Consider the following 17263-nt stretch of genomic DNA (forward strand, 5'->3'; position numbering starts at 1 on the left):
GGAGGACGACGGCCCCGCGCTGTCAGGCGGTCGTTGCCGCCCGGGCGAGCGCGGCCTTGACCCGCCGCATGCCCGCCAGGCCCACGGGAGCGCCGCAGTAGGCGCCGCAGTGGATCGCGACCTCGGTGATCTCCTCGGCCGTCAGCCCGTTGCGCAAGCCCCCCAGGACGTGCGCCTCGAGCTCGTCCCCGTGGCCACCGGCCACGAGCAGGGCGATCGTGACGAGGCTTCGCGACCGTCGGTCGAGCGCCTCGCGGTTCCACAGAGTGCCCCAGACCTGGCCCGTGAGCAGGTGCTGCTGCTCGTCCCCCGGGCCCGCCTCGCGCTCCAGGGTCCGTCTCACGTACGCCTCGCCGAGCACGGCGCGCCGCGTGGCGAGACCCTGCCGGACCGTGGGGTCGTCGGAGGACTCGAGGTCCGACAGCACGCTCACGCGGGCGACCCCACGAAGTCGCGCAGGAGGTCCACGATCTCGTCGGCCACCTCGATCTCGCCGGCGGCCAGCGTGGCGTCACGGGCGACGACCGACCGATCGAACGGCATGCGGACCGGGGACTGCGGATCGACCGGCTTCGTCGCGCGCACCCAGTCGCCGTAGTCGCCGGCGCGCTGGGAGAAGTCGGCCGAGAAGGCGTTCGGGTCCATCACGACCATGAAGAAGCCCATGTCCGTCAGCCACGGCGGGTCGGCCTCGGCGCCCGACATCATGCCGAGCAGCTGCGCGCTGATCGCCAGGCCCGAGCCCTTGTGGCCGCCCCAGGGCGCGATGGCCCCGCCGTCCAGGGCGGCCGCGGGATCGGTGGTGGGAGCGCCGTCCGGCCCGAAGGCGAGGCCGGGCTCGAGCTCCTGGCCGGTCTTGATCGCGAACGAGAGGTCGGCGAGCATCGCCGCCGACGTGCCGATGTCCCAGATGATCGGCTGGCCGGGAGTCGGGAACCCCCACGCCACCGGGTTGGTGCCGAAGCGACCCTCGGCCCCGCCGTGCGGCGCGACGGTCGGGCCGCCGCTGGAGGCGACGAAGCCGACCAGTCCCGCGGCGGTCACCATCTCCAGGTAGTAGGTGAACATGCCCGTGCACCACGTGCGCCGGGCCGTACCCGCCACCACGGGGACGTGGCGAGCCTTCTCGATCAGCGTCTCGGTCAGCTGCTTGGCCACGATGTAGCCGAGCTGGTCGCCACCGTCGAGGGCGATGCTGGACGCCGTCTCCTGCTCGACGACGATCGGACCGAAGGGCTCGGACCTGCGCAGCCGCTCCACCAGCGTGGCGGCCCGGGGGAGTCCGCCCACGTCGAAGCCGCGCACGGTGCAGTCGATGAGGTGGTCGGCGATGATCGTCTGCTGCTCGTCGTCGTACCCGAACCGGGACATGGCCTGCCGGACGAGCTCGTGCGCGTCCTTGATGTCAATCTTCATGCGTTCTCCCTCGCCGGCGCGATCTTCTCGAGATCGGCCTTGATCTGGACAGCCAGGTACTTGGAGTTCATCCGGCACGCCGCGAGGCTGCCGGCGTGGAACCACAGGCCCGGCTGGGCCGTGCGCCGCCACATGTTGCGCATCTCGCCGCGGTCGTCGACGCCCCAGATGGGGCCGACGGCGTCGGCGACCGCGTCGCCGAAGAACTGGCGGACGTCCTCCTGCTGGTTGCTGTAGCCCGTGGCCATGACGACCAGGTCGAGCGGCGTGACCGTCCCGTCGCGCAGCTGCACACCCTCAGGGGTGAACCGCTCGATCTCGTCGTGCTGGAGCAGGCCGACCTCGCCGTCGGCGATGAGGTCGGAGCACCCCACGTTGATGTAGTAGCCGCCGCCGCGCCGGTTGTACTTCAGGTGGAACCCGGTGTGGTCCTCGCCAATGTCGGTGCGGAAGCCCACGGCGTGCAGCCGCTCGAGCAGCTCGGCGTCGTCGGCGAGCATCTTCTGGGCCAGCAGCTGGTTCGACGCGATGAGGGTCCGGAAGGAGTTCCCGGCCGCGATGAGGTCGGCGTCCTCGAGGGGCAGGCCCTGTGAGTAGAGCGCGTAGACCGAGACCCCGCTGGGCTCGAGGCTGACCACCGTGGTGGCGTTGCGCTGGACGATCGAGACCTCGGAGCCGAGGGCGTGGAGATCCTGCGCCACGTCGTGTCCGCTCGTGCCCGTGCCGATCACGAGCGCCTTGCGTCCCGCGTACTGGGTGCCCGAGGAGTAGTGGCTCGAGTGGAGCACCTCGCCGGTGAAGCCCTCGAGGCCTGGAAGGCGAGGCATCTTCGGCTTGCCGCTGACGCTGCCGGTGCACATGACCACGTGGCGCGGTCGCAGCGCGACCTTCGACCCGTCGCGGTCGAGCTCGACCGTCCACTGGCTGGCGGACTCGTCGTAGGCTCCCGACACCAGGCGCGTGCTCGTCCAGGTGTTGAGCTCCATGGCCTCGGCGTAGAACTCGAACCAGTCGGCCAGCTTGTCCTTGGGGATGTACGTCGGCCACGTGTCGGGGAACTCCAGGAACGGCAGGCTCGCGACCCACGCCTCGTTGTGGAGCGTGAGGGAGTGGTAGCGCTTGCGCCAGACGTCGCCGATCCGCTCGTGCCCGTCGATGACCAGCGCATCCACGCCGATCGTGCGCAGCCGGGCCGCCATGGACAGGCCGGCCTGACCGCCGCCGACGATCAGGACCTCGGGGTCGCGGTCGGCGTACTCGCGCTCCGCGTTGCGCAGGTCCTTCCAGTTCTGCCCGCCGAAGGTGCGCGAGTAGGCGGTGCCGTGCGGCCGGCGGGCGCCGCGGCGCTCCTCGAAGCCCTCCAGCTCCTGGAGCGTGGTGAGCAGCGTCTTGGCCAGAACGCGACCGTCCGCGTCCACGCGGAGCCGGACGATCCCGGTGCCGTGGCCCACCGAGGTCTCGAACCGGTGGAATCCCTCGATGACCTCCTCGCCGGCCCGGACGACGCGCGACGTCGGGGTGCGCGACGTGTCGGGGGAGAGGTCCCGCACGCGGGTCTCGGTGTTCGTCTCCAGCAGGCGCCGGGCGATGTCGTCGGGTCCGTACACCGAGGTGAAGTCCCAGGTGAAGGCGACGATGTCACGCCAGTCGGCGTCCTCGGCGAACAGGGACGCGATGGCGGCGTGGTCGGCACGCTCGAGCGCAGATGCGAACTGCGCCAGCCACGTGTCGACGGCGTGCTGCTCAGGTGCAAATGACTGGGACATGCGACCTCCGTTGCTGCGGTGTGGTGCCGATCACGCAAAGGCGTGCCTGTGGCGGGAGTCACTCTAAGTTGAATCTGGCGCCACTGTCAACTACAATTCTTTCGGTGGAGCCGACCTCCGCAGGGCTCGTGCGTCGTGCACAATGCCCGAGGGTGAGAAGTCGAGACGAGGGGGCGGACGTGGCGCCGATGCAGGAGAAGCAGCTGACCGATCGCGGGCGGCGGACCAGGGACAACCTGCTCCACGCCGCCGCGGTGGTCTTCGCGCGCCAGGGCTTCCTCGACACCAAGATCACCGACATCACCACCGAGGCCGGCACGGCCAACGGCAGCTTCTACAACTACTTCGACTCCAAGGAAGACATCTTCCGTGCCGCGATCGCCCAGGTGAACGGTCGCATGTTCGAGGTGGCCGCCTCGCGCCTGCCCGAGGGCGCGTCGCCGTACGAGCGCATCGAGGCGGCCACGCGCCGCTACGTCGAGGGGTACAAGGCCGACGCCGGGATGATCATGATCCTCGAGCAGGTCGCCACCTTCAGCCCGGAGTTCAAGGCGATGCGTCGTGAGACCCGCACGATGTTCCGGGCTCGCACCGAGCGCGGCATCCGGCGCTGGCAGGAGTCGGGGGTCATTGACCCCCGACTGCCGGCGCAGGTGGCCGCGGACGCGCTGACGTCGATGGTCAGCAACTTCTGCTACATGTGGCTGAACTTCGACGAGGACTACGACACCGAGACCGTCGTGACCACACTCAGCCGCATGTGGGCCCAGTCGCTCGGGATCCCCGTCCCCGACTGACCGGTCCGTCACCCCAGGATCGCGGCCGGATTGGCGACCAGCATCTGATCGATCTGGGCCTCGGTCACGCCGCGGTCGCGCAGGGCCGGCAGCACGTCGGTGTGGATGTGCTCGTAGTGCCAGTTCGGCATCAACTTCTCCTTGGCGTCCAAGTCAAAATTGTGCGTGTAGCTGGACGCGTCGTGGGCCAGGACCAGCCGGTCGGCATACCCCCGCTCGCACAGTGCCGCGACCGTCGCCACGCGGTCCTCGAACGACAGCATCAGGTCGAGACCGAACCGGTCCATGCCCAGGTAGACGCCGCGGTCGAGTAGGCGCTGGAGGTAGTCCAGGTCCGTGGTGTCACCCGAGTGCCCGATGACGACACGTGACAGATCGACGCCCTCCTCCACGAAGACCGCCAGCTGGTCCGAGCCGCGCTCGGTCGGCGCGTGGGTGTGGGTGGAGATCGGTGCGCCGGTCTCGCGGTGGGCGCGGGCGGCGGCGCGCAGAACGCGCTCGACCCCGGGTGTGATGCCCTGGGCGTCGGTCGCGCACTTGATGATGCTGGCCCTGATCCCCGTGTCGGCGATGCCCTCGGTGAGGTCCTTGACGAAGAACTCCGTCAGCAGCTCGGGCCCGTCGATGAGCAGGCCGGGACCACGGAACTTGAAGAACATCGGGACGTCGTCGTACGTGTACAGACCGGTCGCGACGACGATGTTCATCCGGACCTGCTCGGCGACGCGCTGGACGCGCGGGAGGTCTCGACCGAGGCCGAGGACCGTGAGGTCGACGATGGTCCGGACCCCCTGGTCGTACGCCGACTCGAGCTTCGTGATCGCGTCCGCGACGCGCACCTCCTCGTCCCAGCGGCCGGGGTAGTTCCGCTCGACCTCGTCGTTGAAGACGAACACGTGCTCGTGCATGAGCGTGTGCCCGAGGTCCGTCACGGGAACGGAGCGGCCGGATGCGGTGGCGATGGAGGTCATGGAAACCCATTTCGTGGAGAGGCAGTTGACAGTGGCGCCAGATTCATGTTTGGTGTGTGACAGCCAACACAGTAAAGCGAGCGCTTGTCAAGCGCCCCACCGGTACAGAGAGCAGGACCGTGTCCGTCGAAACACCCGCCCACCAGGCCGAGCACCGAGCGCTGGATCCCGGCATCGGCGCGCTGTTCAACGCCCGACGCATCGCGATCGTCGGCGCCTCCGGTCGCGAGGGGAATCCCTTCGCACGCCCGTTGCAGTACCTGACGGAGTTCGGCTTCGACGGCGACGTGTTCCCGGTCAATCCCGGCTACGAGACCTTGCGCGGGCTGCGCTGCTACCCCGATCTGGCGAGCCTTCCCGAGCCGGTCGACCTGGCGCTGCTGATGGTGCCGGGCGCCGCGGCGGTGGAGCTCATCCCTCAGGTGGCCGCCGCCGGCGCCCGCGCAGCGGTCGTTTTCGCGTCCGGGTTCTCCGAGACCGGGGAGGAGGGCGTGCGCCAGCAGGCAGCGCTGACGGCAGCGGCGCGCGAGCACGGCGTCCGCGTCATCGGCCCGAACTGCCAGGGCGTGCTCTCCACCGCCCACCGCCTCTACGGCACGTTCACGGCGGCCCTCGAGCTCGGCCCGGTCCGGCGCGGCGGGCTCGCCTACGTGGGCCAGAGCGGCGCCGTGGGTGGCTCGATCCTGAGCCTGGCCCGCGAGCAGGGCATCGGGATCTCCAGCTGGGTGAGCACCGGCAACCAGGCCGACCTGACCACCGTCGAGGTCGCTCGCCACCTCGTCGAGCAGCCCGACACCGAGGTGCTCGCGCTGTACCTCGAGAGCGCGGTGGGGGAGGCGGAGTTCCGTGACCTCGCCGCCCGTGCCCACGAGCTCGGCCGGTCGCTCATCGTCCTGCGGTCGGCGACGAGCGCCGCGGGCGCCAAGGCCGCCGCGTCCCACACGGGGGCGATCGTCGGCGACGACGGCGCCTACCGCGTCGCCGCGCGCGAGTACGGCGTCGTCGAGGCGAGCGACATCGACGACCTCGTCCGCCTGGCGCACGCCCACCTCGCCCTCCCGCCGAGCCAGGGTCCGTCCACGGCGGTCATCACCACGTCGGGCGGGGCCGGCAGCCTCGCCGCCGACAAGGCCCACGAGCTCGGCCTGACGATCGACGACCTGAGCGCCGACACCCAGCGGCGGCTGTCCGCCCTCGTCCCGGACTTCGGCGCCGTCGACAACCCGGTCGACGTGACGGCCCAGATCTTCCGGTCCAGCGAGGTCGACGACTTCATCGAGGTGTGCCGGATCGGCTGCGACGCTCCGGAGGTCGACGCGGTGGTCATCGCCCTGACCCTGGTCACCGGCGAGCTGGCGGCCACGATGGCGACCGCCCTGGCCGACCTGATTCCCCGGGTGGAGAAGCCCGTCGCCCTGGTGTGGGCGGCGGCCCGCGAGCAGACCGTCAAGGGCCGGGAGATCCTGCGCGAGGCCGGCGTTCCCGTCTTCGACTCCTCCGAGCAGGCGATGCGCGCGATCGGCTCGCTGCGCCGCGTCGCTGCGCCGACCGCGCCCCGAGGACGTCCCGCGGACTTCGACGAGGCCGCGGTGCGGGCCCTGCTGGACGACCTCCACGGGACCGTCACGGAGTCGCAGGCGCAGGCTGTCCTCGCCGCCGCCGGGATCCGGACGCCGGAGGCGCACCTGGCCACCGGGCCCGCGGACATCGAGGCCCTCCCGCTGGAGACGGACGGCACGTACGTCGTGAAGATCCAGGCACCCGGCATCGCGCACAAGACAGAGCGCGGCGGGGTCCGCCTCGGCCTCGCTGCCGCGGAGGTGCGCGCGGTCGCGGCGACGATGCTGGACGAGTTCGCTGCCGACGAGCCGCAGGGCGTCCTCGTGCAGGAGATGGTGCCGGCCGGCGTCGAGCTGATCGTCGGCGTGACCCGGACGGACGGGGGACTTCCCCTCGTGACCGTCGGGCTCGGCGGCACCGCGACCGAGCTGTACGCGGACACCGCGACCACCTTCGCTCCGGTCGACGCCGCGCGGGCGGGCTCGCTGCTGATGGAGCTCAAGGCGGCCCCGCTGCTCACCGGCTTCCGCGGCTCCGCGCCGCTGGACGTGGACGCCGTGGCCGACCTCGTGTCGCGAATCAGCCACCTCGCCGACATCGCCGGACCGGCCCTGCGCGAGCTCGAGGTGAACCCCGTGCGGGTCCTCGACCGCGCCGAGCGGCCCGTACTCGCCCTGGATTTCCTGATGACCCTCGAAACGGAGACAGCATGACCGGACGCATTGGCCTCGACCGCGTGGGAGCGGTCGCCGTGATCACGCTCGACAACAGCCGCATCAAGAACGCCCTGACGCAGCAGATGGCTCACGACCTCGGGGCGGTGTGCGAGCAGATCGATGCGGACCCGTCGATCGGGTGCACCGTGATCCAGGGCGCCGGTGGCACCTTCTGCTCGGGAGCCGACACGTCGACGTGGGCCGACACCTACGGCGACGACCCGCTCAGCGACGAGGCGTACGCGGACACCGACGAGATGTACGGATCGTTCGTCCGGTTCGGCGAGCTGAAGGCTCCGACGATCGCCGCCGTGCGCGGTTCCGCCGTGGGTGCGGGTCTGAACCTGGCCCTCGCGGCGGACCTGCGGGTGGTGTCGCAGGACGCGCGGCTGATGGCGGGCTTCCTCAAGGCCGGCATCCACCCCGGTGGCGGCTTCTTCACCCTGGTGCGCCGGCTGGCTGGCCGCGAGGCCGCGTCGCTGCTCGGCCTGTTCAGCCAGGAGATCTCCGGCGTCGAGGCGAAGGCCTTCGGCATGGCCGGGGTGTGCGTGCCGGACGAAGACACGGAGAAGACGGCGGCGGAGATCGCGCAGCTGGTGGCTCGCGACCCGCTGATCGCGCGCCGCGCCAAGCGCAGCTTCAACCTCGAGACGCAGTCCACGCCGCTGCCGTGGGCCGCGGCCCTCGAGGTGGAGCGTGGCGTGCAGCTGTGGACCCAGGCGCGCCGGCTCAAGCAGACGCAGGCCCAGGCATGATGCGCTTCGCGGCCGAGCCGCTGACCCACGACGAGCTGCGCCTGCGTGACGAGGTGCGCGAGTTCATGGCGCAGGAGCGGGCCAACGGCCTGAGCGTGGGTCTGGGCATCAACGCCGCGGCGGACATGGAGTTCAGCCGTCGCGTCGCCGCCCGAGGCTGGGTCGGCATGACGATCCCGAAGGAGCACGGCGGCCCCGGCCGGACCGCGGTGGAGCGGTTCGTCGTGGTGGAGGAGATGCTCGCCGCGGGGGCGCCGATCAGCGCGCACTGGGTGGGGGACCGTCAGACCGCGCAGATGTTCGTGCGCTTCGGCAGCGAGGAGCACCAGCGGGAGTTTCTGCCGCGCATCGTCGCCGGCGACGTGTGGTTCTGCCTCGGCATGAGCGAGCCGGACAGCGGCTCGGACCTCGCGTCGGTGCGCACGCGCGCCACCCGCACCGAGGGTGGCTGGCTGCTGAACGGCCAGAAGGTCTGGACCTCGGGCGCCCAGTACAGCGACTACGTCATCACCCTGTGCCGCACGTCGCCCGCGGAGGGACGCAAGCACATCGGCCTCAGCCAGCTGATCGTCGACCTGCGCGCCGAGGGCGTCTCGGTCTCGCCGATCAGGCTCCTGAACGGCTTCCACCACTTCAACGAGGTGCACTTCGACAACGTCTTCGTCCCGGACTCGATGGTCCTGGGCAACGTCGGCGACGGCTGGCACCAGGTGACCTCCGAGCTCGCCCACGAGCGCTCCGGTCCTGACCGCTTCATGTCGGTCATGCCCGTGCTGGCGCTGATGTTCGAGCAGCTCAAGACGGCCGACGTGCCGGCGGACGTTCGCACGTCGCTGGGCCGCACGTTCGCGACCTACATGACGTTGCGCTCGATGTCGCTGTCCATCGCCCGCGCTCTCGACCGGGGCGAGACGCCCGCCGTCGAGGCCGCGCTGGTCAAGGACCTCGGGACGCAGTTCGAGCAGGAGGCGATCGAGCAGCTCCGCACGCTCGCCGGCGGGGAGCTCGACCCCGGCGCGCCGGGACTCGAAGGGCTGCTGGCCGACGCGGTCATCACCGCGCCAACGTTCACGCTGCGCGGCGGGACGAACGAGGTGCTGCGGACCGTCGTCTGGAAGTCGCTGCGGCGCACGAGGAAGGAATCGGCATGAGCGAGCTGGCACAGGAGCTGTTCAGCGCCCTGGACGACATCGTCGGGGCGCGCGCCGCCCGCGACGGTCACGGCGCCGTCGCGACGTGGGACCCCGAGCTGTGGGCCGCGCTGAACGAGCAGGGGTACGCCTCGATCGACCCGGCCGAGCCGGAGGTCGGCCTGGCGGAGTTCTGCGCCGTGGCGACCGCCGTCGGCGCGCAGGCGCTCGGGCTTCCACTCGTGGAGGCCGGACTCGCGGCGTGGATGGCCGCGTCGGCCGGGATCAAGCTGCCGGGCGGGCTGGCGGTCCCCGCCGTCTCGACCGGCGAGGTCCTGACCGTGGTGGACCGGGACGACGACGGGCTCGTCGTGGACGGCGCGCTGCGCCGGGTCCCGTGGGGCCGTCACGCCGAGGTCGTCCTCGCGTTCGCCCGCCACGGCGACGGGACGACGTCACTGGTCGCCCTCGAGCCCCAGCGGATGACCGAGGGCAGCAACTTCGCCGGCGAGCCGCGCGACACCGTGCACGTCGAGCGCCAGCGCGTGGATGCCGGGCAGGTGTCCACCGACTCCGCCCTCGGCCCCCGCGAGGCCCGGGCCCGCGGTGCGCTGCTCCGCGCCGCCGCCGCGGCCGGCGCGATGGACTCGGTCGTCGACCTCGTGGTCGAGTACGCCGGCCAGCGCCACCAGTTCGGTCAGCCGATCGGGTCGTTCCAGGCCATCCAGCAGCACGTCGTGACCGTGGCCCAGGCCGCCGCCGCGACGCGGGCCGCGGTCGAGGCGACCTTCATGGCGGCGCCCGAGCACCGCGTGATGACGGCGGCGGCAGCGAAGGTCACCCTCGGGATCCAGGCCGGTCGCCACGCCCGCTCGGCCCACCAGGTGTTCGGCGCGATCGGCGCCACCGAGGAGCACCGCCTCCACCTCCTCACGCGGCGCCTGTGGAGCTGGCAGGACGAGTACGGCACGCAGCACGAGTGGGCGCACTACCTCGGTGATCGCCTGATCTTCCCCGAGGCGCCCGGACTGTGGGAGGTGCTGACGCCGCCGCACCCGGCCGTCGCGGCCCGCGAGGTGGGGGAGTCGGTCCCGTGGTGACCGCCGTCGAGGTCGAGGACGTCGAGCCCGGCCCGGAGCTCCTCGTCGAGCTCCGTGGCGCGGTCGCCGACGTCCGGCTCAACCGGCCCGAGCGCCTCAACGCCCTCAGCTCCTCGCTGCAGGCCCAGCTCGTCGAGACCTTCGCCGAGCTGGACCGTGACCAGCGGGTTCGGGCCGTGACGCTCGGCTCGACGATCCGCCGGGCGTTCTCCGTGGGCGCCGACCTCAAGGAGATGGCGTCCGGCGACGATCGGGGCGCGGCTCCGTACGAGCCCATGAACGGCGCCACCCGCAACGTCTACGAGGCGGTCCTGGAGTGCCGGAAGCCGACCATCGCCGTCCTCGACGGCTGGGTCGTCGGCGGGGGCATGGAGCTGGCGATGGCCTGCGACATCCGGCTCGCGTCGCACGACGCCCGCTTCCTGCTCCCCGAGGCCAAGGTCGGGCTCGGCGCGAACTTCGGCAGCCAGATGCTCCCGCGCCTGGTCGCCCACACCCACGCCTTCGAGATCCTCTACGGCGCCGAGCCCTTCGACGCCGCCCACGCCGAGCGCATCGGCTTCGTGTCGCGCGCCCTCCCGGCCGACGAGCTCGAGGCCGAGGCCGACCGCACCGCGGAGCTCATCGCCTCCCGCGCCCCCGTGACGATCCGTCGCTACAAGGCGATGGTGAACCTCGGCTCGACCCTGCCCATCGCCGCCGCGCTGCGGCTCGACCCCGGTCCCAGCCCGTACCTCAGCCAGGACCGTGCGGAGGGCGCTCGCGCCTTCCGCGAGAAGAGAGAACCGATCTGGAGTGGCCGATGAGTCGGCCCGCACCGGAGCGCCACGGGCTCACCGGAGCCCACCACCCCCCGAAAGGAAGATTGACAATGAAGTCGACACGACGAGGCCGAGCCAGCTCGGCGTTGCGGGCTGCCATTGCGCTGCCCCTGGCCGGCACCCTGCTCCTCTCGGCATGCGCCGGCGGGGACGACGAGGGCGACGGCGACGGACCGATCAAGGTGGGTGTGGTGGCGGCCCTGACGGGCATCGCCGCTCCCTACGGCGTGCAGAGCCTGAACTCCTTCAAGCTGGCCGTCGACGACATCAACGAGGCGGGCGGCATCGACGGCCGCGACCTCGAGGTCGTCGCGCTGGACAACCGCTCCAAGCCCGAGGAGGTGCCCGCCCTCATGCGTCGCCTCGTCGGCGAGGACGTCAACATCATCCTCGGTGCGTCCTCCACGCCGCTGACCGTGACGGGCGCGCAGGCCGCCGATCAGCTGAAGGTCCCGCTCCTGGTGCCGATGGAGGCCGGCGACGTGATCATCGGCGAGGGCCGGTCCCACGTGTTCAAGCTGGCGCCCTCGGTCCTGGCGGACCAGGGCTGGTCGGCCCAGGGCGTCCGCGCCGTGATGAAGGGGTCGCAGGATGCCGGTGACCCGATCAAGACGGCGTTCCTGATCAACGCCAGCACCGGCGCGTTCCCCGAGGCGGGCCAGGCGTGGACGGGCACCTTGGAGAAGGAGTTCCCCGACGTCGAGCTGATCGACACGATCACGTTCGACGAGGCGTCCACGAGCGACTTCGGACCCCTCGTCGCGAAGGCCAAGGCGGCCAATCCCGACCTGCTGATCTTCGGCGGCAACCCGCAGAGCGCGTTCCAGTTCTACCCGGCCCTGCAGGACTCGGGCTGGCAGCCGAAGGCCACCCTCGGATCGCTGGGCGGCAACACGAACGCCCAGTTCATCTCCTCGGTGGGAGCCGAGGCCGCCGACGGTGACGTCGCCGGCAACTACTGGACGGCCGAGCTGAAGCCCGGTGACGACGCCAAGCAGACGCCGCAGGGCTTCGTCGAGGACTACAAGGAGGCCTATGACGGCCAGTCGCCCGACGGCGTCGGCGCGTACTACTACTCGGCGGCCGCCGTCGTGGCCGAGGCGCTGCGCAACGCGGACGACGTGGACGACAAGGAGTCGCTCACCAAGGCGCTGCGCGACGTCGACATCTCCGGCATCAACGGCGACGACAACGGGCTGTACATCGTCAGCCACGGCGTGGACTTCGACGAGCAGGGGTTCAACGCGGCCGCGGTCGGCCTGGTGACGCAGATCCAGGACGGCAAGTACGTGCCCGTGTTCCCGGACGACGTCGCCAACGCCAAGATCATCTACCCGAAGCGCTGACGCGGGATCAAGGACATCGTCATGGACACCGCATTGCTCGTCGAGCAGTTCAGTGTGTGGCGGGGCCGCTCGGAGATCGTCAGGTCCATCGACCTGACGATCCCGGGCGGGTCCCTGGTCGCACTGGTCGGCTCCAACGGAGCCGGCAAGACCACCTTCATCGAGGGCGTCCTGGGCATCCTGCCCACGCGCGCGACCCGATTCGAGCTGTTCGGCGAGGACGTCCGTGGCCGCAAGCCCTGGGACCTCGTGAACGGCGGCCTGGTCGTGGTTCCCCAGGAGCGGCGGCTCTTTCCCGCGATGACCGTCGAGGAGAACCTCGACATCGTGCAGACCAAGGGCGCCAAGGCCGGGGGAGCGCGGTTCAGCCGTGACGAGCTCTACGACCTCTTCCCCCGGCTGCAGGAGCGTGCCACGAACTTCGCCGGCACGCTCAGCGGCGGCGAGCGCAGCATGCTCGCCATCGCGCGGGGACTGGCCCTGCAGCCGCGGCTGCTGATCCTCGACGAGCCGTCGCTGGGCCTGGCGCCGGTCGTCATCGACTCGATCATGGCGACGATCCGCGAGATCTCGGCCACGGGCCTTTCCATCCTGCTCGTCGAGCAGAACGTGCACCAGGCGCTCTCGATGTCCTCGTGGGCGCACGTCCTGGACGCGGGTGCGGTCATCGCCTCGGAGTCCAGCGACGACCTCCGCGACTCGCCCCTGCTCGAGTCGGGCTACCTCGGCGCCGTGCCGACGGGTGAAGAGAAAGGAGTCGGCTGATGTCGACACTGACCCAGATCCTCATGACCGGGGTGCTCCAGGGGCTGATCTACGCATTGATCGGCCTGGGGCTGTACCTCATCTTCAGCGTGATGAACGTCGTCAACTTCGCGCACGGCTTCTTCGTCCTGCTGGGCATGTATGGGCTGCTGTGGTTCGGCCCGACCTCGCTCCCGGCTTTCCTGGCGGCCACGCTCGTCGTGGTGGCGCTGTCCGGCGCGTTCGGCTACCTGGTCGAGCGCACGCTGATCGAGTCCACGCTGCACAAGCCGGGTCACGCCCAGCTGGTGATCACGATCAGCCTCGGCCTGGCGATGCAGTACTTCTTCCAGATCATGTTCCCCGAGCCGTACCAGAAGATCGCCAACCCCTGGCCCTTCGACGCGATCCAGGTCCTCGGCGTGACGGTGGGCTCCGGTCGCCTGGCGGCGGGTGCGATCAGCCTCGTGCTGGCGCTCGCGGTCTCCTGGCTGGTCTACCGCACCCGGTTCGGCAGCCTGATGCGGGCGTGCTCGCAGTCGCTCGAGGGCGCCGTCCACGTGGGCATCAACTACACCCGCGTGTACCGCGCGACGTTCGCGCTCGGCGCGGCGATCGCGGCGGTGGCCGGTGCGCTGCTCATTCCGTTCCAGCCCGTCTCGCCCCACCTTGGCCTCGACCTGACGATCAAGGCGTTCATCGTCGTGGTGGTCGGCGGCAGTGAGTCGCTGTGGGGCGTGCTCTCGGCCGGCATCCTGCTCGGCATCGCCGAGGCGGCGGGCAGCATCCTCGTCTCCGGCTCGCTGGCGACGTCGGCGATCTATCTCCTCTTCCTCGTGGTCATCCTCGTCCGGCCGCAAGGACTCGTGCTGCGCAGGAAGGTGTCCGTCTCATGAGCATCCGTGATGTGCTGCGGCGCTTCGACACGCCGGTCAAGAAGATCAACGCGGTCATCGTGACGGTCGCCGTCGTCGTGGCGGTGATCTACCCGTTCGTCGTCGAGTCGCCGCTGGTGAGCGTCGGATTCGTGGCGCTCATCTTCGCGATGCGCAACTTCACCTGGAACATCGCCGGAGGCCTGACGGGCCTTCTGTCGCTCGCCCACGTGGCGGGCTTCGGGATCGGCGCGTTCGCGGTGGCGATCCTGACCTGGACCCATGGCTGGAACGTGTGGCTGGCGATCGTCGTCGGCATGGTGCTCTCCGCGGCCGTCGGGGTCGTGGTCAGCCTGATCATGAGCCGGTTCGGCGTCAACGCCTTCTTCTTCGCGCTCGGCACCATGGCGCTGTCGCTGGCGATCGCCGGCATCGCGGCGTCGTGGTCGGTGACCGGCGGCAACGACGGGCTGCAGAACCTGTCGGCGGACGAGGGGCTGCTGCACCTGCAGTGGTTCACCAACCCCATCCCGCTGTACTTCGTGGCCCTCGTGCTGCTGACGCTGATGGTGATCGGCACCGCGTGGATGATCAAGCGCACCCGCTTCGGCCGGTCGCTGGCCTTCATCCGCGAGGACCCCCAGATGGCAGCCAGCATGGGCATCGACGTGGTGCGCAACCAGGCGGGGGCGATGGGCCTCAGCATGGGACTCACCGCGGTGAGCGGATCACTCATGGCGCAGTACACGAACTTCGTCAGCTACGACTCCGTGCTGAACATGGAGATCGGCATCGCGATGATGGTCGGCGCGATCATCGGCGGCTCGGCCACCCTCGCCGGACCGATCGTCGCGGGCATCGGCATCGCCGCGCTCGACGAGCTGCTGCGGTCGTTCGACGTGTCCAGCTCGAACGTGTCGAGCTACACGCAGATCATGTACGCCGTCATCGTGATCCTCCTCGTGCGGTTCGGCACCGACGGCATCGTGCCGATGTGGAACGCCCTGCTGGAGCGCCTGTTCGGCGACGGCAGCGATCCGGGTCCAGACGACCTGGAGGACGAACGGCGCAACGAGACGGAGAAGGAGGTCGCTCATGCTTGAGGTCACGGGTGTCGCCAAGCGGTTCGGTGGACTGAGGGTGCTGACCGACGTGTCCTTCACGGCGGAGTCGGGAAAGGTCACCGCCCTCATCGGTCCCAACGGCGCGGGCAAGTCCACGCTGGTCAACCTGGTGTCGGGCTACCTCACGCCCGACACGGGGTCGATCCGCCTCGACGGGGACGAGATCTCTGGGATGGCGCCGGCGAAGGTGTTCGGCGAGGGAGTCGCGCGGACCTTCCAGGTCTCGGGGAACGTCGCCGAGCTGAACGTCTTCGAGTGCGTGGCGATGTCGGCCTATCGCACGGCGAGCTCGTACCGCGAGGCGAACTCGATCGCCGAGGAGGAGCTGAGACGCTTCGGTCTCTGGCAGTACCGCGGCCGGGCGCTGGGGGACATCCCCACCGCGATGGTCCGCATCGTCGACTGCGCGCGCGGCATGGCGGCCAAGCCGAAGATCCTGTTGCTCGACGAGGTCATGGCCGGGCTGACGCCGGCGGAGGTCGACGTCGTCATCGAGCAGGTCCGTGCGTGCCGTGAAGCAGGCGTGGCGATCGTCATGATCGAGCACGTGCTGCAGGCGGTCAACGCGCTGGCCGACAAGGTCGTGGTCCTCAACCAGGGAACGATCGTGGCCACCGGCACGATGGCGGAGGTCTCGCAGAACGACGAGGTCAAGGAGGCCTACCTCGGCTCGGCGGCGGTCGGTTGACGCCCCACGAGCTGTCGGAGCTGGTCGCCAAGGAGCGGATCCGCGCCCGGATCACGGCCTACTGCCGAGGCGTGGACCGCTGCGACGCCGACCTCATCCGCGCGACGTACCACGACGACGCCGTCGAGGACCACGGCGACAAGTACCGGGGCGGCCCCGACGGCTTCGTGGAGTGGGTGATCGGGCACGTCTCCGCGATGAGCGGCTCGATGCACGCGCTGCACCAGATCGACATCGACCTGGCCGGCGACGTGGCGTACGTGGAGAGCTACGCGACGGCGCGCCACGTGCTGCCCGACGCCGACGGCTCGGGGGAGGTCCTCGAGACGCTCGGAGTGCGCTACCTCGACCGGTTCGAGCACCGGCCCGAGGCGGGCTGGCGCGTCGCGCGACGGGTGGTGGCGTTGGACTACTACGACGTCCACGCGCTGCCGCCGCGCGCACGCTGGCGCACGGGTTTCGCGACGCCTCACCAGTCGCAGGAGGACCCGAGCTACGTCCGCGGCTGAGCCCGTCACGCGCGAGTTGTGGGCCCCGGGAGTCCGGCCTAGACTGGCTTCAGAAAGTTGTATCTACAACTAGTTCCAGGAGGAAGTCAATGGGCGCGTCGGAGACCTCGGATCTCCGCCACGACGGCGGTCACGGTGTTCAGGAATCAGTCACCGAGCGGGACACCGATGCCGTTGCCCCGGGACAGCCGACGAAGCGCGGCGGCCAGGTCCTGCGCGGTCTCATGGTGCTGACGGCCGCAGTCTGGCTGTTCTCGTTCGTCCAGCTGGTGCAGCAGCCCGCTCAGGAGGGCGCGACCACCACCTCGTGGGACCTGGCCTTCTGGGTCGCGATGGCCCTGGGCTCGGCGATCGCCACCTTCATCCTCGGGTTCTGGAAGGTCCACCGGACCTGATCAGTCGGGAGCGCCGGGCCGTTCGGGCAAGCGGGAGAGTCCCTGACGACCGCGGGTGGAGTCCCGCGTGCCGGCGAGCACGCTGCCGCCGGGATCGAGCACCGCGAGGATGCGGCTGCCGATCCGGCGGGCCTGCCCGAGCTGCTCGCGGGTGAGGGGCCCGACGAAGATCTCGCGCACCAGCTCGACGTGCCCGGGGGAGGCGGTCTCGAGTCGCTGCCATCCTGTGTCGGTCAGGTCCGCGTGGCGCGACCGCGCGTCGTCCGAGTCCGCCGTCCGCGTCACCAGTCCGTCCTTCTCCAGCCGGGCGATGACGCGCGAGAGTCGCGGTGGCGAGGTGTGGGTGGCGGCGGCGAGATCGGACAGGCGCATCGACTCGTCCCCGGCCTCCGCCAGCTGCACGAGGACGAGGAACTCGAAGAACGTCAGGTCGGCGTCCCGGAGCAGCTGGGCGTCGAGCGCGGCCGGCAGCACCTCGATGATGGAGACGAGTGCGAGCCACGCCTCGGCCTCGTCGTCGTCGAGCCATGGGCCGCTGTGCGTCATGGCG

18 protein-coding genes are annotated in these 17263 nt (G+C 70.4%); 13 read left to right on the forward strand and 5 right to left on the reverse strand.

Translation table 11 applies throughout. The features are described 5' to 3' along the window. Positions 1-22 precede the first annotated feature (22 nt). Genes B5D60_RS13375 through B5D60_RS13385 form a run of 3 tightly spaced genes read right to left on the reverse strand, consistent with a single transcriptional unit; the run spans position 23 to position 3182 of the window. Complete coding sequence (locus B5D60_RS13375) at positions 23-433, reverse strand: carboxymuconolactone decarboxylase family protein (protein WP_197684323.1); 411 nt, start codon at positions 431-433, stop codon at positions 23-25. After that, positions 430-1416: an Ldh family oxidoreductase gene (locus B5D60_RS13380; RefSeq protein ID WP_078700623.1), complete on the reverse strand. Its 987-nt coding sequence runs from the start codon at positions 1414-1416 to the stop codon at positions 430-432. Before B5D60_RS13380 ends, B5D60_RS13375 begins: the two co-directional genes overlap by 4 nt. Further along, positions 1413-3182, reverse strand: coding sequence for a flavin-containing monooxygenase (locus tag B5D60_RS13385; RefSeq protein WP_078700624.1), 1770 nt, complete (start codon positions 3180-3182; stop codon positions 1413-1415). The genes B5D60_RS13380 and B5D60_RS13385 overlap by 4 nt, the downstream gene beginning before the upstream one ends. A 188-nt stretch (positions 3183-3370) precedes the next feature. Between B5D60_RS13385 and B5D60_RS13390 the strand changes: the two genes are divergently transcribed. After that, positions 3371-3979: a TetR/AcrR family transcriptional regulator gene (locus tag B5D60_RS13390; RefSeq protein ID WP_231949063.1), complete on the forward strand. Its 609-nt coding sequence runs from the start codon at positions 3371-3373 to the stop codon at positions 3977-3979. An 8-nt stretch (positions 3980-3987) separates the two neighbouring features. On the opposite strand, the gene B5D60_RS13395 is transcribed toward B5D60_RS13390, so the two are convergent. Continuing rightward, positions 3988-4950, reverse strand: a complete 963-nt coding sequence (locus tag B5D60_RS13395; protein WP_078700625.1) for a phosphotriesterase family protein — start codon at positions 4948-4950, stop codon at positions 3988-3990. A gap of 119 nt (positions 4951-5069) precedes the next feature. Between B5D60_RS13395 and B5D60_RS13400 the strand changes: the two genes are divergently transcribed. The 12 genes from B5D60_RS13400 (at position 5070) to B5D60_RS13455 (ending at position 16713) form a co-directional block, all read left to right on the forward strand. Continuing rightward, entirely contained in the window at positions 5070-7223 is a 2154-nt protein-coding gene (locus tag B5D60_RS13400) for an acetate--CoA ligase family protein (protein ID WP_153303022.1), read from the forward strand. Then, the gene (locus B5D60_RS13405) at positions 7220-7981 is read left to right on the forward strand and encodes an enoyl-CoA hydratase/isomerase family protein (RefSeq protein WP_078700627.1); all 762 of its coding nucleotides are present in this window, start codon (positions 7220-7222) and stop codon (positions 7979-7981) included. The genes B5D60_RS13400 and B5D60_RS13405 overlap by 4 nt, the downstream gene beginning before the upstream one ends. Continuing rightward, positions 7978-9132 (forward strand): acyl-CoA dehydrogenase family protein, encoded by a 1155-nt coding sequence (locus B5D60_RS13410; RefSeq protein WP_197684324.1) that lies wholly within the window; start codon positions 7978-7980, stop codon positions 9130-9132. Before B5D60_RS13405 ends, B5D60_RS13410 begins: the two co-directional genes overlap by 4 nt. After that, positions 9129-10211 (forward strand): acyl-CoA dehydrogenase family protein, encoded by a 1083-nt coding sequence (locus B5D60_RS13415; protein WP_078700628.1) that lies wholly within the window; start codon positions 9129-9131, stop codon positions 10209-10211. Before B5D60_RS13410 ends, B5D60_RS13415 begins: the two co-directional genes overlap by 4 nt. Next, positions 10205-11017, forward strand: coding sequence for an enoyl-CoA hydratase/isomerase family protein (locus tag B5D60_RS13420; RefSeq protein ID WP_197684325.1), 813 nt, complete (start codon positions 10205-10207; stop codon positions 11015-11017). The genes B5D60_RS13415 and B5D60_RS13420 overlap by 7 nt, the downstream gene beginning before the upstream one ends. 65 nt (positions 11018-11082) lie before the next feature. Next, positions 11083-12378 (forward strand): ABC transporter substrate-binding protein, encoded by a 1296-nt coding sequence (locus B5D60_RS13425; RefSeq protein WP_172806365.1) that lies wholly within the window; start codon positions 11083-11085, stop codon positions 12376-12378. 21 nt (positions 12379-12399) lie between these two features. Further along, positions 12400-13143, forward strand: coding sequence for an ABC transporter ATP-binding protein (locus B5D60_RS13430; protein ID WP_078700630.1), 744 nt, complete (start codon positions 12400-12402; stop codon positions 13141-13143). Next, positions 13143-14018 (forward strand): branched-chain amino acid ABC transporter permease, encoded by an 876-nt coding sequence (locus B5D60_RS13435; protein WP_078700631.1) that lies wholly within the window; start codon positions 13143-13145, stop codon positions 14016-14018. The genes B5D60_RS13430 and B5D60_RS13435 overlap by 1 nt, the downstream gene beginning before the upstream one ends. Then, positions 14015-15100: a branched-chain amino acid ABC transporter permease gene (locus B5D60_RS13440; protein WP_078700632.1), complete on the forward strand. Its 1086-nt coding sequence runs from the start codon at positions 14015-14017 to the stop codon at positions 15098-15100. The genes B5D60_RS13435 and B5D60_RS13440 overlap by 4 nt, the downstream gene beginning before the upstream one ends. After that, a complete protein-coding gene (locus tag B5D60_RS13445; protein WP_078700633.1) occupies positions 15093-15809 on the forward strand; it encodes an ABC transporter ATP-binding protein in 717 nt (238 codons plus the stop codon). The genes B5D60_RS13440 and B5D60_RS13445 overlap by 8 nt, the downstream gene beginning before the upstream one ends. Further along, positions 15806-16318, forward strand: coding sequence for a nuclear transport factor 2 family protein (locus B5D60_RS13450; protein WP_078700634.1), 513 nt, complete (start codon positions 15806-15808; stop codon positions 16316-16318). The genes B5D60_RS13445 and B5D60_RS13450 overlap by 4 nt, the downstream gene beginning before the upstream one ends. Before the next feature lie 89 nt (positions 16319-16407). Beyond that, positions 16408-16713, forward strand: a complete 306-nt coding sequence (locus B5D60_RS13455; RefSeq protein WP_078700635.1) for a hypothetical protein — start codon at positions 16408-16410, stop codon at positions 16711-16713. On the opposite strand, the gene B5D60_RS13460 is transcribed toward B5D60_RS13455, so the two are convergent. Further along, entirely contained in the window at positions 16714-17259 is a 546-nt protein-coding gene (locus tag B5D60_RS13460) for a MarR family winged helix-turn-helix transcriptional regulator (protein ID WP_078700636.1), read from the reverse strand. Positions 17260-17263 lie beyond the last annotated feature (4 nt).

The sequence above is a fragment of the Aeromicrobium choanae genome, from assembly GCF_900167475.1.
GTDB lineage: Bacteria > Actinomycetota > Actinomycetes > Propionibacteriales > Nocardioidaceae > Aeromicrobium > Aeromicrobium choanae.

Bases quoted from the DNA above. Each gene is read 5' to 3' on its own strand.
- B5D60_RS13380 (WP_078700623.1), bottom strand. From the start codon at position 1,416: ATGAAGATTGACATCAAGGACGCGCACGAGCTCGTCCGGCAGGCCATG.
- B5D60_RS13385 (WP_078700624.1), bottom strand. From the start codon at position 3,182: ATGTCCCAGTCATTTGCACCTGAGCAGCACGCCGTCGACACGTGGCTG.
- B5D60_RS13390 (WP_231949063.1), top strand. From the start codon at position 3,371: ATGCAGGAGAAGCAGCTGACCGATCGCGGGCGGCGGACCAGGGACAAC.
- B5D60_RS13395 (WP_078700625.1), bottom strand. From the start codon at position 4,950: ATGACCTCCATCGCCACCGCATCCGGCCGCTCCGTTCCCGTGACGGAC.
- B5D60_RS13405 (WP_078700627.1), top strand. From the start codon at position 7,220: ATGACCGGACGCATTGGCCTCGACCGCGTGGGAGCGGTCGCCGTGATC.
- B5D60_RS13410 (WP_197684324.1), top strand. From the start codon at position 7,978: ATGATGCGCTTCGCGGCCGAGCCGCTGACCCACGACGAGCTGCGCCTG.
- B5D60_RS13415 (WP_078700628.1), top strand. From the start codon at position 9,129: ATGAGCGAGCTGGCACAGGAGCTGTTCAGCGCCCTGGACGACATCGTC.
- B5D60_RS13425 (WP_172806365.1), top strand. From the start codon at position 11,083: ATGAAGTCGACACGACGAGGCCGAGCCAGCTCGGCGTTGCGGGCTGCC.
- B5D60_RS13430 (WP_078700630.1), top strand. From the start codon at position 12,400: ATGGACACCGCATTGCTCGTCGAGCAGTTCAGTGTGTGGCGGGGCCGC.
- B5D60_RS13435 (WP_078700631.1), top strand. From the start codon at position 13,143: ATGTCGACACTGACCCAGATCCTCATGACCGGGGTGCTCCAGGGGCTG.
- B5D60_RS13440 (WP_078700632.1), top strand. From the start codon at position 14,015: ATGAGCATCCGTGATGTGCTGCGGCGCTTCGACACGCCGGTCAAGAAG.
- B5D60_RS13445 (WP_078700633.1), top strand. From the start codon at position 15,093: ATGCTTGAGGTCACGGGTGTCGCCAAGCGGTTCGGTGGACTGAGGGTG.
- B5D60_RS13455 (WP_078700635.1), top strand. From the start codon at position 16,408: ATGGGCGCGTCGGAGACCTCGGATCTCCGCCACGACGGCGGTCACGGT.
- B5D60_RS13460 (WP_078700636.1), bottom strand. From the start codon at position 17,259: ATGACGCACAGCGGCCCATGGCTCGACGACGACGAGGCCGAGGCGTGG.